Annotated in this window: 6 protein-coding genes, 1 tRNA gene and 1 pseudogene; 2 read left to right on the top strand and 6 right to left on the bottom strand. The window is 59.7% G+C overall.

The features are described 5' to 3' along the window. Positions 1–45: 45 nt before the first annotated feature. A complete protein-coding gene (locus tag MKK51_RS20385; RefSeq protein ID WP_243980272.1) occupies positions 46–609 on the top strand; it encodes a hypothetical protein in 564 nt (187 codons plus the stop codon). Positions 610–726: 117 nt separating this feature from the next. On the opposite strand, the gene MKK51_RS20380 is transcribed toward MKK51_RS20385, so the two are convergent. The 4 genes from MKK51_RS20380 to MKK51_RS20365 form a co-directional block, all read right to left on the bottom strand. Beyond that, complete coding sequence (locus MKK51_RS20380; protein WP_243980333.1) at positions 727–3,114, bottom strand: EAL domain-containing protein; 2,388 nt, start codon at positions 3,112–3,114, stop codon at positions 727–729. Positions 3,115–3,436: 322 nt separating this feature from the next. Next, positions 3,437–3,982 carry a recombinase family protein gene (locus MKK51_RS20375; protein WP_243980270.1) on the bottom strand — a complete coding sequence of 182 codons (546 nt, stop codon included), beginning with the start codon at positions 3,980–3,982 and terminating at the stop codon, positions 3,437–3,439. A 185-nt stretch (positions 3,983–4,167) separates the two neighbouring features. Beyond that, a complete protein-coding gene (locus MKK51_RS20370; RefSeq protein ID WP_243980268.1) occupies positions 4,168–6,291 on the bottom strand; it encodes a DUF262 domain-containing protein in 2,124 nt (707 codons plus the stop codon). A gap of 957 nt (positions 6,292–7,248) precedes the next feature. Further along, positions 7,249–13,170 (bottom strand): DUF4011 domain-containing protein, encoded by a 5,922-nt coding sequence (locus tag MKK51_RS20365; protein WP_243980266.1) that lies wholly within the window; start codon positions 13,168–13,170, stop codon positions 7,249–7,251. Between the two features lie 684 nt (positions 13,171–13,854). On the opposite strand from MKK51_RS20365, the gene MKK51_RS27420 reads away from it, so the two are divergent. Further along, positions 13,855–13,980 (top strand): hypothetical protein, encoded by a 126-nt coding sequence (locus MKK51_RS27420; protein ID WP_313898822.1) that lies wholly within the window; start codon positions 13,855–13,857, stop codon positions 13,978–13,980. A 338-nt stretch (positions 13,981–14,318) separates the two neighbouring features. Here the strand turns inward: MKK51_RS27420 and MKK51_RS20360 are convergent. Both MKK51_RS20360 and MKK51_RS20355 read right to left on the bottom strand, forming a co-directional pair. Then, positions 14,319–14,408 (bottom strand) — tRNA-Ser (locus MKK51_RS20360). A gap of 539 nt (positions 14,409–14,947) precedes the next feature. Beyond that, positions 14,948–15,501, bottom strand: a pseudogene (locus MKK51_RS20355) (flagellin); the annotation flags it as partial.

Raw genomic sequence — 15,501 nt, 5'->3', positions numbered from 1 at the left:
CGAGTTGGTCAGACCTATTCCCCCGTGAGATCAGAAGGAAACCGAATGCCGTACCGTCGTGCCTACACCGCGCTCATATCCGCCGTCGCGCTGGCTGCCTCAATCAACATCACATCGGCGCAGCAAATCTCACCGGCCGAATCGAGCGGGGCCGATGTCGTGCGCCGCATGCGGGAGAACCAAGCCGAGCAGCAACGCGCCATCGAGGAGGCGCTCGCAGAAGCCGCCAAGCCCACGACGATGTTGCTCGACGCCTACCGCAACTACCTCGCCGCGCGGCAGTGCTTCGATAGTCGCACCGGCTTCGCCCTCGTTTATCTCACGCCTCAGCAGATGGAGGAGGCGAAAGCGCAGGTGAAGGGCATCGAGGCAGCGCTACTACAGAAGGAGCCCAGCCTCGCTACCAACGAACGCTGGGAGACTGCCAATCGCGAGGAGGCGGCAGCGAACGACGACATCGCTGAGTTGGTCTACACCGGTCGGGGTAACGTCAAGGAGCGAACCTACACGGAACAGGGGCGCCGTTTTTGTGCGACAGCCACGGGCTGGTTGCGTGAGCGATACGGCGATCTCTACCCCGACAGCCGAACCATGAAAAAGGACTTCTAATGCGCGCCGCCTTTGTCAGAGACAGCGTCGGGGTGGTACCTATAGAGTTGGCTTGCCGAGGAACAGGTTGCCTCAAAACCTGCGATCATCGGGTTGCTCAGCCTTCGCACCGCGTCTTCAGGCACGCATTCGCAATTCTTCGATGGCGGGTGCCCCCGAATGGGTGAATCGTGAAAACTGCCCGATTGGTGAGGGTCGGCCCATAAGGTAGCCTTGGGCAGCAAAGCAATTCTCAGTAGCGAGGAAATCAAGTTCGGCTTCCGTCTCAACGCCCTCGGCCAGGACCGGCAGCCCAAGCCCGCGACCAAGACCGAGCACTGAGCGTACAATGGCCGCCGTTTGCGCATTGCTATCGACTGCTTTCACGAAGGAGGCGTCGATCTTGATCTTGTCGAAGGGAAACGAGCGAAGATTCGACAGCGACGAGTAGCCCGTGCCGAAGTCGTCCATCGCGATCCGCAGACCGAGTGCCTTTAATTGCCGCAGCGTTAAGAGTGTCTGGGCCGGGTCACGGATGAGCGCGGTCTCCGTCACCTCGGCCTCAAGCCGGCTGGGCGTCAAACCAGTCTCGAGCAAGATCTCGTGCACGAGCCCGACGAAATGCGGGCTGTGGATCTGAACCGCCGAGACGTTGACCGCCACCGACAGTGGGTTCGGCCACGTCGCGGCCTCGCGGCAGGCCTCGCGCAACACCCATTCACCGATCTGTAGGATGATGTCGCTTTCCTCGGCTATCGGAATGAACACCGCAGGCGAGACGAAGCCCCGCTCCGGGTGCTTCCACCGCAGCAGCGCTTCAAAGCCAGTGACATCACCGCTGCCGACCTCGGTTTGCGGTTGGTAGACCAAATACATCTCGCCACGGGCTACGGCATGACGAAGGTCGTGCTCCAGTAGCCGGCGCTCCCGTACATCCGCGCCCATCTTGGCCTCGAAGAAGCGGTAGGTGCCGCGTCCCTCCGACTTAGCGCGGTAGAGTGCTGTGTCAGCGTAGTTCAGCAGCACGGTACGCTCGTCGGCATCGTCCGGGTAAAGCGCGATGCCGATGCTGGTCGCGATCTGCGGGCTGTTACCGGCTGCCTTACCTAAACGCAGTGTTCCCAGGATCTTCTCGGCTAGCCGACCCGCGTCGGAGGGGCCGTCACAGGGCATCAGTACGGCGAACTCGTCGCCCCCGAGCCGAGCCATCATCTGATTATCGATAAGCTCGTCCGTGACGACCCGCGCTACGCTCTGCAGCATCGCATCGCCGGCGGCGTGGCCGAACAGGTCGTTGACCTCCTTGAAGCGGTCGAGGTCGAGGCAGAGCACCGCGAGTTTTCGGCTGCCTGTGTCCGCCGCGCGCATCTCCTGTTCCAGCCGCTTCCCGAAGCTCGCGCGGTTGGCGAGGCCCGTGAGCGAATCGTGATGGGCTAGAAATTGGATTTGGCGCTCGGCTTGGCGGCGGCCTCGTAAATCGCGCACTGCAACGGCAAAGTGCGGCCGACCAGCGTGTTCGACGGACTGCATGATGATCTCGACCGGCACCATACCACCGTCAGCTTGACGCAGTTCGGCTTCGACGGGTCGCTCGGGTTGGCTGGCCAGCGCCAGCCGAGCCGCTTCCGCCGGCAGAAAGGCCGAAAGAGAAGCACCCGAGAGTGCTCCCTGAGACATGCCGACGAGGCGACCGAAGCTCTGATTGGCACTGACGATGGTATCGCCAGTGCAGACCACGAGGCCCTCGACAGCAGCGTTGGCGAGGCTGCGCAGGCGCTCCCCCTCCAGCTTAGCATGTCTACGGTCGCGGACATCGAGGGCCATGGCGGCACCAGCTAGTAAAAGTATGGCGAAGCTCGCCAACGCGACGGCCACTGCAAGCCAGCTTGTTGGGATCGCGGCTTCGGAGACCACGATGGTGGGGTCTGGCGTGACGCTCACCGCCCCCATCGCGGTGAAATGGTGGCCGCAGATCGCCAGCAAGAGTAGGAAGGCGCTGGGCAGCTGATGCCGAAAGCCTCGGTCGCCAAGAAGCATGGCGAGGGCCGCACCGCCGAGGACTGCGCCGAGCATGAGCGAAATCGCTACGATGAGCGCATTCCACTCCTTGTGACCGGCGACATCATAGGCGGCCATGCCAGTGTAATGCATCGCCGCGATTCCGAGACCGAGCACCGCGCCACCTCCCCAGGCCGCAGGGGTACTCTTGCGCATGACTGAGACGGAAAGACCGCTCCCGACCAGGGCGATGGCGATGATGAGGGAGAGGGCAGTCAGCGCGATATCGTAGCCGCCTGGGACACCGGGAGCGAAGGCGAGCATGGCGATGAAATGAGTTGCCCAGATCCCAGATCCTCCAGCGGCGGCCGCGACAGCGAGCCAGCCGGCCTGCACCCAGTCATCGCCCTTGCGCGCATGGCTAACGAGGCAGACAGTCGTCAGCGCGGAGAGCGCGCAGATAGCAGCTGCAAGAATAACGAGACGGAGATCGTGGGTATCGGCAAGGCAGCCAACGACGGAAAGCATAAGGGCCTCGAGGGAGATTCGTTTCTCCGGATTCACCCCATATTCCTATGCAACAACTTAATGGCGCGCGATTAAGTTTTGGATTTAGGAGTTCGCTCATCCATACGGCCGCGCCAAGTCAGCGCAGGCAACTAAGAGCTGAAATCAGAGATCCATACAGCCACAGCGCCACGCTTAGGGATTGAAGCTGAACGTGCGCCCAGCCTTCGTGCAGTCACGACCATGGGCGCGTGATTACAATTCGCCGCGACGCCAGACGATAGTGATCCGAAGCGAAGGGTCATCGGATTAAGGGCGGGCGTAGATTGGTTGACCTGATCTGCTAAGTCTCCCGCAGAACCCGATACACCTGCATGCGCGAGCATCCCAAGACCGCAGCGATTGCGGCGGCGCCATTGCCCGCCTTCGACAACGACATGATCCGGTCGCGGTCGAGGCGGCGCTTGCCGCCGACATAAGCACCGCTGCCTTTCGCGCGCTCAATGCCTTCGCGCTGGCGCTCCTTGATGAACCGTCGCTCCATCTGCGCGACCATGCCGAGCACGGTTAGAACAACGTGGCCCATTTCGCCTCGGGTCGAGACATGCGGGTCGAGCACGGTGACATGGGCGCCGCGCTGCTCGGCCTCGTGAATAAGGTTCAGGACGTCCCGGGTATCGCGGCCGAGCCGGTCAAGGCGCGTGACCATCAGCTCATCGCCGGGCCGTAGGAACTCAAGCACGGTCGCCAATTCAGCCCGGCCATCACGGCTGCCGCCCGAAACCTTCTCCGAACGAATGACCCCGCAGCCTTCGGCCTTCAACCGGGCAACTTGCCCGTCGAGGTCCTGATCGAGCGTACTGACGCGGGCGTAACCGATACGAGCCATAGTTTGTAACCTCAAGCTTTAGGCTCGAGGCTACCTTGTCACAAATAGCCGGTGTCAACCCAGATGTTACGATGACCGATGCGGACGATGTTACGTCACGTCAGGGTATACCTTCATGTTTCAATAAACGGGAGCCATGTTCAACGGGCAGGCCGCATCAGAGACAAGCTCTGTAAGTCTGACAGCTAAGTTGACCAGTGTTGCTCAACATATCCCTGCACCTCCGCAAGCCCAAGTGAGCGCGTTGTATTAGCCAGTCGACAAAAGAATAATTCGCCTTTATCTGTTTTTGAATATATTGGTTCAGGTGAAGGATCCACATCCAGTATCGCAACTTCTTTCCCGCTCGATTTTTCAAATCGGATTCGAACAAGAGCTGCCGCCGCCGTTCCCGCTGTGTCAATTATGCCTTGAATTATCTGCTGTTGTAGCTTGTCAGTCGAGTTATCCTGCACTGAGAGATCTTTTTCTAAACCGAGTAAATTCCCATCATCGTCTACGCCGATGATAAGAGTTCCACCCTCGCTGTTGAGAAAAGCCGCGATTGTCTTTAGACAAGACTGCCGAAGAGATTTGTTTAAAACATTTTGCTTTGTATCCCATTGCCAGCTAGATTTGAATTCAAGCGTAAAACTCTCGCCAAGGGCGACGAGCTCCTCAACCGGGCGGACGCCAGGAAGCTCAGGCTTGGTAATGAGAGAACGGAGAAACTCGTTCAGGCTTGTTGCGATAAGCTTACGTCGCGCCTTTAAAAAATCCTCATATCTATCAATTTGCCATAAATCCTGATTGGCTGGAATAAACTGCGCGGCTAGGGCTCCGGGAAAGGCAGCCTCCACTTTTGGAAGATACTCGGACGGTGAAGTATCGGAAGAAAACTGATTGCTAGTTGCAGTCAAGAACGCTCGGTTCGCAATTTCGTTTACGAGCTGATCATGGGAAAGGCTGCCTGATCCAAATCCTGCCCCCCCTTTATCTTTGGGCTTTCGTAATAGTGCTTGCGGAAAGATATGATGGCTCTGAATGCTAAAGGATTTCCCTACGGGTTGACTCAAGGGCACCCCGTTGAACCAATCTTTTGCGCCGTGAGCTTTGACGAGGGAATAGACAGCCCTATACAAAGGATTTTGTACTCCGCGGCTTTCGAGATCCACAGAACTCACTTCAAGACGGCCACGTTGTTCTTGAATTGCTCGCCTTAGATCGTCCCAAGGAGCAATTTCTCGACTTACAATGCCAATGTCGGCTTCAAGTCGTTGATCGGTTTGGCTGGTATAGCGGGCCCATATGAGCGCGCTGTGCAGCCAGTTTACGGCATGCTTGATCGAGTCAGCGGTCTGAAAACGAAGCTGATGCTGCTGCCGCAGAAACGCAATTAAAGGAATGATCGCATTTGTGGTGTTAAGCTCATTGGTAGAATTTATAAAAGCATGGGCCGGCAGTAAATTCGATAGATAATCAAGAATTTTTGATAGTTTGGCCCATCCAGCTTCCAATTCGGATCTTTCGGCACCATGAATTTCGGTGAACAAAGCCCTGCCCGTCACAGCCACCGTCAAAGCACGAGTCATAAAAGTTAGATTGAAAAAGAATCCGTTAGAGCTGAGCTCCTCCATCTTCTTTTTAAGTACACGTCGGGCCTGTGGCCATTTGGCGGTCACATGCGTAAGAGCCAGTTCCGCATCGGTGAGCTTGGTACCCTGACTATTGACTCTGTCGAAAATCGTAATCGCCTCCGTTAAGCTCGCGGTAGGAGGAACTGTTTGCACAGGAAGATCGATGTTAGCAATTGATTTAAGTTTATTTAAAGTCTCGTTAAAGCGAGATGCGGCAGCTAATTTTTCTGCTGCTTCAGGCGCTACCTTATCTGCTATTTCGAAGACATTAATTGCCTCCTTGAAGCAGGATGTTACGGATCTCCACTTCAAGTCTCCGCTCATTTTGCTCTGATAGTACTGAAGATCACCGTTATCTAGGTTTATGAAAAGCTGTCTTGGATCATTAGTTATTTCTTCTGGGCGATAATATCTTGGAATTTCCCCTGTAAGCAGCATGTACAGCGTCGTAAGGCGCTGTTGTCCGTCTAGAAGAACCTGGACTGTTCCAATTTGATTGGGTAGAACTGACACATTTTTCAGCTCAGGAGGGTTCGCCGTGCTCCAAAGCAATAACCCGCCAACCGGCCAGCCTCTCATTAACGATCCTATTAAAACCTTTGCTTGTTCGATTGTCCAAACATATTCACGTTGGAACTCCGGAAGGACAAGATTTTGATGTTCAATATTGCTGAGTGCTAGGCTGATCTGCATGTTTCCTCCGAGTTAAATCATAGACAAAAGAAATGCCTAGCTCAACAGAATCCTATTCCTGCCCATACCTTGATCCAGAGCGGCTTCATATATTTTTCCGTGCAGGTCCACCCAGTGGCTTTCGCCTTGCTCAGCGTTTTCCTGCATGCCCCTTCTTGCCTGTGCGGCCGACGTTGATTGCGTGCAGGAGGGCGATAAAAACGGTCATGCTGTATTGCTCACCCCTGTCATGCCGCTTGCTTGATAGCAACTTTGATCCAGTTCGATACGTGAAGGGTCTCCCCCCGAGCCAACATAGCAACGAACTTGGCGGTGCGCTCATGACCTGCGCCGCTTGCTGCCTTATGCGTCGCGAGCCAATGTTCATTCATTTCTTTGATACGCATACCGTTCGGAAACGAGCTGCCGCATATCTAATTTGATTCAGCCGAGCAGCCAGAACCGAAACGAAACTCCATATTCCATCTCAGTTTAAGTTTCCCGTGGAGATTAGCAGCTAAGAGCTGTTGTAGTATTTTAATTGCGAGAAGAAGACGAAGTAGACCGTCAAGGCTGGGGTGGCATAAAGCTTGAGTCATGGATTGCGCACATGCGCTCAAAGCGGTCTTCTTGCCTTTGCATTTCGTTCTCGTAGAGTCGCCTCATAATAGGCTCAGGAGCTGTGGCGTGAGCTCGATGGATTCCTATTACAACGCCCTGACCACAATTTACACAACGCAGTCTGCGCTCGCTACCTGCCGGCTTTGTGTCGCTACGCCACATGCACTTGCCGCAGTGAAAGCAATTTTCATTCTTTCGAAACGCCAAAAAGACGTTGCCGTCTGTTGGCTCCAAGGGAAAAGATACTTCTGAGGCTGCAGAGCTACGACCGCCAAAAATATTCCGCAGGAAACGGGTGAGCATAGAAAGTCCTTACTCTGGTAAATTGCCTGGGGGGGACGTAGCGGACCTCGTATATTAGACACGCAGTCTTGCAACGAGGTCGCAGATCCGGTCTATGTAGACTCGCTTCTCATTCGCGTCGGTACCAACGCGCAAGTAGTTCGGGACCTTGTTGAACCAGTCAGATGAGTCATCGAGCCGTTGCGCGACCAGGGTCTCAATCATACTTTCCCTCAACACAGATCGCTCAGGCTTCCACGCCTCGCGGTTAGCCGCGATGATGGTCTCCCTAAAGTACCGCAGCGCCCCCCTGAGTTCCTCAGCGGTAAGTGGATCGTTACCGTCTATAAGATGCTCAGGGTGGGGTATGAGTTCGCCGACACCTTGGCCTTTCACCGTGGCAGCGACGTGCTTGGACTCATCGTGGAGCACGACGTCGGCCCGGGATTCAGCTTCGGATGCCGCGGGCACCTTCGCCTCAACGGAAGGGAGTTCGCCAAGATCTGGTGTCTGCCCAGCCAATGCCAGCCGATAGCCCCTTAGGGTCGGGAGGGGCTTTGCGCGCAATTCCTCTATGCGCCTTAACATGTTGGTGGTCTGAAGGTCGGGATTGTCGAACCAGTCGGTCGACCAGACACGGACAATGTTCCAGCCAAGCCCGACCAGAATCTCTTCCCTTAGCCGGTCGCGGTCGCGGGCACTCTTGCTGGAGTGAAAGCGGGCGCCGTCACACTCGATGCCCGCGATGAACTGCTCGGGGTCGTCCGGATGCCGCACGCCAAGATCGATGCGAAATCCCGATACGCCGACTTGGTGATCGACCTGCAGACCCGCGGCGCGCAGGCGCCGGGCCACCTCGACTTCAAAATCGCTGTCGGGTTGCGCGTCATCGGCGACCTCGACGTAACCACGGCGCTCCGCGTACTCGAAATATCGCTTGAGGATGCGAACCCCCTCGGTGCTCGTTTCACTTGGACGCACGTCTTTCGACCCAAAGGAGGCAAACATCAGGATCCGCAACCGAGCGCGGGTGAAAAGCACATTAAGCCGTCGGTGCCCATGCTTACCTGCGATGGGGCCGAACCGCTGCGCGACAACCCCGCCCGGCACCGCCGGTCCGTAGGTCATTGAGATGAAGATGTAGTCCCGCTCATCGCCTTGGACGTTCTCGAGATTTTTGACGAAAAAGGGCTCCCCGCGTGCGGCGACCTTTTCCTGATAGCGCAGCACCAGCTCATCCTCGGAGGCCAGTCGCCGGATCTCCTCCTCGATGAGGTCGCGCTGGTCGCTATTGACCGAGACCACCCCGAGGGAAAGCGGGGCCCCCGCGTCGGCGTGCTGGCGCATGAACAGGATGCTTTCTTCGGCGACGGCTTGGGCCTCCATAGGGTTGCGGCCCGACGCGTAGCGCCCCTGCAGTCGCACAAGATCGACCGAGAAGGACCGGGGCTGAGCGGAGGGGAAAGTAATGAGATTGCCGCCGTAAAACTCCTGGTTAGAAAACGCGATCAGGCTTTCGCAGCGACTACGATAATGCCATTTCAGCAGACGGGTCTCGCGAAACGACTTGGCGCAGGCTTCGAGGAAGGATTCATCGTCTAGATCCTCGATCATCTCGTCGTCGGGGACGGTGGCCTCAGCCCCTCCTGAGCGATTGAAGAACTGCGAGGGCGGGAGCTGCTTCTGGTCGCCGACGACGATGACCTGCTTGACACGCAGCAATGCGCCGAGCGCATCTTCCGGGCGCATCTGCGACGCCTCGTCAACGATAAGAAGATCGAAGTGGACTTGGCCGCGGGGGAGGAACTTCGCCAGGGACAGCGGGGACATCATGAAGCAAGGCGTTAGCTCTTGGAGGCTTGCGGACGCGCGCCGCATCAGGTCGCGTACTGGGACAAACCTCTTCTGCTTATTCATCTCATTTTTTAGAAGCGGGCCCTCCGTCCACGTCCCTCGCGGACCATAGCCGTTGCCCGGCAGTGGAACCCGGCCAACCAGCTTCGCGCGGATCGTCAAGCGGTCGCCCTCAATCTTGCGACGGTCGGCATCCGCGAACGCGCGCCGCCGCGCATCGATCTGGCTTCCGTCCGCCTGCGAGAGCACCGGGTCGCGACGGCGCAGCCACTCGGCGCGCCGCTGGGAGAGGAGGCGTGAGAATAATTGGGGGAGGCGCCCGTGCGGCATCCCGGCCTCTTGGACCCGCTCGACGAATTGATTGAGGCCGAGTTGCGTGATCTCTCGACGCTGCTTGTGCATCCCAATGAAGGTAGGCAGTTCGGCGCGGTGTTTGAGCAAATCGTCGAGGTGCTGGCGGAGATCGTTAGGCGCAGCGTTGCCGAAAGCCTCCAGCCCGTACTCTTCGCGCAGAATAGCTCGGCCTTCGTCGAGATGCTCACTCGCCGCCTCGCCCCTCGCGACCGCGTCACGTAGCCTCGTGATCGTGCCCCCCGCGCCCTCGCCGAGCAACAGCTCGCGCACTGGCGCGAGATCGTTCGAGCGTGTGACGACGTTGAGCCAGTTGGTCGCGGCACGCACCAGCATAGGGAGCTCGTCCCCTTCGAAGCCTGCGAGATGGGCATGCAGGGGATTGTCCTCGAGCCGGGTCAAGGCCGCCCGGTGTTCGTGTTCGGCCTCTGCGACACGCATCAGCTCCGAAAGTGGTTCATCGCGAGCTACAAGGACGCCACCGGGATCAGCAGCTGAGAGCTGGATGGCCATATCCCGCCTCTTGGCGAGTTCGGTCCGTAGCCGGTCCAGCATCCCAACTGGATCGGCGGCTCTCGCGACGCCCTCCGCGTGCTTTCGCCTGTGCCGCAATTCCGCACTGAGCGCGTTGTGCTGGTCTTCAATCTCCCTGACGGCAATTTCTGTGCGTTCGGCCTGCTCCTGTCGGCTGCGGAGCTCTGCCTGTAGGCGGTTGAGCTGGTTATGCGCGTCTGCAAGCTGCCCCTCAGGCAAACGACGTAGACTATCGAGCCCCGGCACGGCTTCGGCTGCTATCGCGAGATCTGCCTCGTCCATGGAGGCCAAGCGGTCGGCAATCTCGGCACCACCGGCGTGGACGCGGACGCGAGACAGCGCGCTGCGCTTGCGCTCCTGCCCTCGGACGGCTTGGTCGAACGGCGACGCGAGCCCGGCCCAATGACGGCCCAGCGCGGGCCGGTGCTCCTCACTCGCCGCGAAAGCGCGCAGTATCTCGACGTGCGCCGCCAGATCCTCCAGCGTCGCGACCTCCGTCGACGAGAGAGCCGGCACCCCTAGCTGAGTTGCGGCGGTCACTATCGTCTGACGCCGTCGTACTGCAAACAAGCGCGCGACGAGGCCTTGCCGCAGCAGTCCGACCACGGCCCTCAGGTGCTCGGAGGTCGGCCAAGGGGTCGCTGCACCCGGGTATCGGGAGCGCCAAGCATCCTCCGCCGCGACGACCCCGCGCCATGCACCGTGCGCGGCCTGAAAATCACCCATCGGCTGAAGGGCGAACCAGGGCCGTTCGTTGGCGGTGAGTTGAATAATCTCCTGCGCGGCGGCGAAGACAGCAGGGCGCGTTCCTTCGAGTGACGTCGCCTGCACGCCGATCATCTGGAGAAACGGTTCAGCCAGTCGGTGTGCGGCTGCCGTAAGGCCCTCGGCCTCGACCACTTTAAGCTGAACTGATGCGAAGGCGCCTCGAGATTCGACAAGTTCTCGGTGGGCCTCGGTTACCCTATCCCTTGCTTCGTTGCACTGGCACTCTGCTTCCGCAAGTCGACCCTCCGCCTCGACGACCGAACCCTGGGCTAGCGGGAGCTGGTCCCTCGCCTCGGCGATTTGGCTTTCCGCTTCGGAGAAATTTCGCTCGGCTTGAACAACTGCTGCCGCAGCATCCTCGCGGATGCGGCGGGGTGAGCGCCCATCGTACGTGAACAGCGCGGTGAGGGCGTCGACGGCGGCGAGCTGGGCATCGGTGAGGCCGCCTTCCGGGGACGTGGCCCTTAGTACCGCATAACGGTTCCGCACGTGTGCGCGAGCGTCAAGATACTCGGCGATGACGTCCGAGGGTTGAGTGCGCAGCACGTTCAGCAGGATCGGAGAGGGAGTGGCGCCGGTCAGCCCTGCAATGGCGCCTGCGAGGCGCTTGACCCCCTGCAACTGAACTAATCCGAGATCGGCGACGGAGGCGAGGTAGGCGCTTGCCTCGTCGGCATAGCCTCGCAAACGATAGAGATCGTCAGTCAATGCGGCCGACATACCCGGCCCTATCTGCGAGCCGAAGGCGAGTCCGTTCCAGGGCGAGGCCTCAGGCGCACCATGGGCCGCCGCGAAGGCCGTCGCAAGGTCCGCGTAGAGCGCGAGCGTGGTCTGCGCCCGCTCCGCCTCATGCAGCCTGTCCGCGTGTGCCTGAGGCAAGTCGACGCCCGAGAAGGCTGCAAGAGCTCCAGGGTCCTCGCCTTGCGCGCGAATTGCCCGCCACATGAGCTCGAAGGGCTTGACGCCATCCTCTGCCTCACGATGCAGCGCCACTGCATAGCTCGACACTTCCCGCTGCGCTGCGAGAAGAGTCGGATCGGGCCTGCGGTTGCTGAAGACGCCGTGTTCCGCATCGTCACCGAGCAGGTTCTTGAGATGCTCGATCACCGTCTTTGGAGACGCCTTGTCCGAATGCAGCTCGAGGCAGAAATCGCCGAGGCCAGCGACGTCGAGACGGCGCTTGACCACTTCGAGCGCAGCCTGCTTCTCAGCTAGGAATAGGACGGTCTTCTCCGCGGCCAGCGCGTTGGCGATAAGGTTCGTGATCGTCTGTGATTTACCCGTACCGGGCGGCCCCTGAATGACCAGGTTCTTCCCGTCCATCGCGTCGATGAGGGCGCTGTGCTGCGAGGCGTCCGCGTCTTGGATTAGGAAGGGCGCTTTGGCTGCGATGGCAGGATCGTCGATTGGGTGATCCTCGCGGGTGCCAAACAGCAGTTCGCCATCGCCGCCCTCGGCACCCTGCATGATTGCTCCGACGAGGTCGGTCTCACCAGGATGGGGCGCCCCCCATTGTTGGGGGTCCAGATCCGCGTACATGGCCAACCGCCCGAACACGAAGTGCCCGACAGTCAGCAACCGGCGGATGCGCCACCCCTTCAGGTCCCCGATACGGCTTTGCACCTCCGCCAAGTATGCCTCGACGGAGAAACTACCCTCGGCATCGGCCGATACCTCTGGCAGTTTCAATCCGAAGTCCCTGTCGATCCGTTTCCGAAGGCTGAGATTGTCTTCGGGAACGGTCGAGGTCGCGGTGAGCTCGTAGGTGATCTTGCCGAGCTCAGAACGCGTCACCTCAAGGTGCACAGGTAAAAGCAACAGCGGTGCGAGTATCTTGGTGCCGCCCTCTTTTTCTGTCCACTCGAGAAACCCGAAGACCAAAAATAAGGTCGATAGGCCCGTTTCCTGTTCGGCCAACCGCGCGTCGCTACGAAGTTTTTCGAGGATGGCATCCAGTGGCTTGGGAAACTTGAGCGTTTGCAGCTGTCGGTCGGTATGCTGCTTGGCAGACGCCTCTCGCGGCAGCTCGAACGAGGGATCGATGCCCAGTGTGCGGGCGTGCTGGACCGGATCGACAAGTTTTTTCCGATCCACCTTCGTCATACTAAGTTCTTCGCGAAGCCGGTCCCGGAGAGACCGTTCGCCTTTCGCGATGATGCCCTCCGCCTTGTCTGCCTCAGCCTCGTCGGCCTCACGCAGGACCACTTGGAAATCAGTGTCTGTGGCCTTGGCGTAAGTCAGTGCGGAGGCAAACTCGGTCGTCTTTTCGTCACGCGGAACGTCATCCGGTTCCGCCAGTGGAACGATTATGAGGCTCGCCTCGCTAGTTAGATGTCGAAACACCTCATTCGGCACCTCATCGACAATCTGCAACTGACGCCTGGAAGTCGGACGATGCTTGTAGCTCAGCATCGGATTGCGCAGCGTCATGTCGAGCAAACGCTCACGGAGACGCTCATAGGATTGATGCAGCGGGACGCTATCGTTCACAGGCGTCGCCTCTTGGACCATGCACTGAAGCACTGGGCATCGCCCTGGCCTCCCCCTGCCGGCTTCACTTTCCGGCGTTGTCACCAGGCGTACATCCTCCCGGACGGCGGCGGAAGCTCGACCACTGACGTCAAGTTGCAGATTACGATTTGACCGAGGTCGTGCTCGTTGTCAGGCGGCCGATTTCTCTGCCGCGTTGCTCGAAGGCTTCAGGCGACCCAGCGTGCGCAATGGCCAGATGGCGGTGGCCACTCGTTCTTCCGACCTGACCGGCATACCTCCTAATAATCCGCTTTTGCGCCAGCTCTACCTCTGACGCGTCGATACGTGAATGGTGGTCGGCGTGCGCTAGCACAGGTTCTGCCGGAGCTAACGGCACACCTCAGGTGGACGCCCTAGCGTGACCCTCAGCCGTAGCATCACGGGCTTACCTGATTTCTCCTTCGGCTGCCCAGTGATGCGCTTATCGTCCTACCGCCACCCATCTCTTGCTCGCCCGCCTTCGCGGCTCAGTCTCGTCTGCAACGACTACGACGAGCCCCCCCGTGACGCATCCCCCCCCGCCTCTTGCGCCAGATGCTGCGCTGAGGAAGCGGCTACGGCATCGCGGGGCCGACCTGGGGGCGGGAGGGCAAGCGACAGCGGCCAGCCGCCCGCCCGCGGGATGCTAAGGCTGCCGCTCGCGTGCTGACGAAGCGGCTACGCAAGCACGGCACCGGCTGCAAAATCGCCGAGATGCCAGATGTCGTCGTCCGCGCCGACAACGTCGTTCCAACCCTGGATCAGAGCCGCGTCGTGATCATCGAGTGATCCGAACGCCACTCCACGCTGCCACGCATCCGCGATCCCGAAACTGGACTGCAGGGAGTTCGTACAGGCAGTAATCCGATGTAGGCGCGTGCCTCGAGCGGTTGCTCGCCATTCAAACGAGACCTCCTTGCCGGGGATCAGCGCCTCTGGGCAAAAAAGTCGCGTTGATCAGAACGCTTCATGCACCCCAAGCGCTCGGCCTCGCGCGCGCGAGGCGAAGTCCAGCGCGATCCAACTTTAGCCGACACAAGCCGATACAAAATGTGGGGTAAATTGAGGTCGGCAACCCAATACTAAGCTGGGTTCTTCATTGAAAACAATGACTTATGACAGATCGCTGGCGGAAGGGGTGGGATTCGAACCCACGGTGGAGTTGCCCCCACGGCGGTTTTCAAGACCGCTGCCTTAAACCACTCGGCCACCCTTCCAAGCCGTTGCGAAGGCTGGATCATTCGCCTTTGCCGATGCTTGGACTTTTCGTCCATTGCTACCGGATTGCTACCCGATCGTCCGGCCGCCTTGTCTATGGCGGCGCGCATGGCAGCGTCAACCTTCGCGGCGGCACCCTTCTACACTCCCGGCATCACGGGAGAGTACGAACCGAGGGTGATGCCGATGCTGGCGTGACCAGGGGCGCTGCCGGGCGATCTGGGGATGGAGGCCGCTCGTCGACCTTCGCGTCGCGTGGCCGTGCCGCGGGCCGTGGACGGGCATGCGGGGCAGGGCGGTCGACAGGGCCGGGATCCCGGGTGGACGCGTGCGCGAGGCCGTTGGTGTTCGGCCGTTCGCGGTTGCGGGACCGCCGACACGCGGGTGACGGCCGAGTTCGGCAAGGGCCGCACCGTCGACGCGCGCAAGGCGCTGCGGCTCGTCGCCGCCGCAGGGTGTCCGCGGGGAGGGGCCGTGCGCGCATAAAAAAACGGCCGGGGTGTCCCCCGGCCGCTCATCGTCGTGACAGCTGATCCGCTTAGCGGAGGAGCTGCAGGATGCCCTGCTGGGCCGTGTTGGCCAGCGAGAGGGCCGAGATGCCGATGGACTGGCGGGTCGACAGGGCCTGGGAGTTGGCGGCTTCCTCGTTGAGGTCCGCGTTCGTCAGGTTGGCCGAGCCGGTGTCGAGGATGTTGATCAGGTTCTTCTAGAAGTCCTGACGGTTCTGCACCACCGAGAGGTTGGAGCCGAAGGTCGAGGACTGGGAGCGCAACGAGGCCGTCGCCGCGGTCAACTGACTCAGTTCCGTGTTGATCTCGTCGTCGGACTGGAAGTTGTTGGTCGTTCCCTTGAGGCCCAGACGTTCGGCATCGAACTTCACACCGGAGATGTCGAGGGTCGACGTGCCCTTGTCGTTGAAGGTCAGCTTGAGGGTGTTCTCGTTGGCGGAGTTGCTGTTGCGGAACAGGAGGTTGACGCCGTTGTAACCGGAATCCTGGGCCTGTTGCGAAATCTGCGGCAGCAGGTTGTTGTACTGGGTCGCGAGGGTGGAACGCGTGGAGCTCGTGCCCTGGGCGCCACCGATGTCGGTTC

It is taken from the genome of Methylobacterium sp. E-045 (genome assembly GCF_022829685.1).
Lineage (GTDB): Bacteria > Pseudomonadota > Alphaproteobacteria > Rhizobiales > Beijerinckiaceae > Methylobacterium.
Note: the sequence above shows the minus strand (reverse complement) of the source record. Positions and strands in the feature narration are given on the sequence as shown.

Coding starts and splice junctions, on each gene's coding strand:
- MKK51_RS20385 (WP_243980272.1), top strand. CDS start 46: ATGCCGTACCGTCGTGCCTACACCGCGCTCATATCCGCCGTCGCGCTG.
- MKK51_RS20370 (WP_243980268.1), bottom strand. CDS start 6,291: ATGCAGATCAGCCTAGCACTCAGCAATATTGAACATCAAAATCTTGTC.
- MKK51_RS20380 (WP_243980333.1), bottom strand. CDS start 3,114: ATGCTTTCCGTCGTTGGCTGCCTTGCCGATACCCACGATCTCCGTCTC.
- MKK51_RS20375 (WP_243980270.1), bottom strand. CDS start 3,982: ATGGCTCGTATCGGTTACGCCCGCGTCAGTACGCTCGATCAGGACCTC.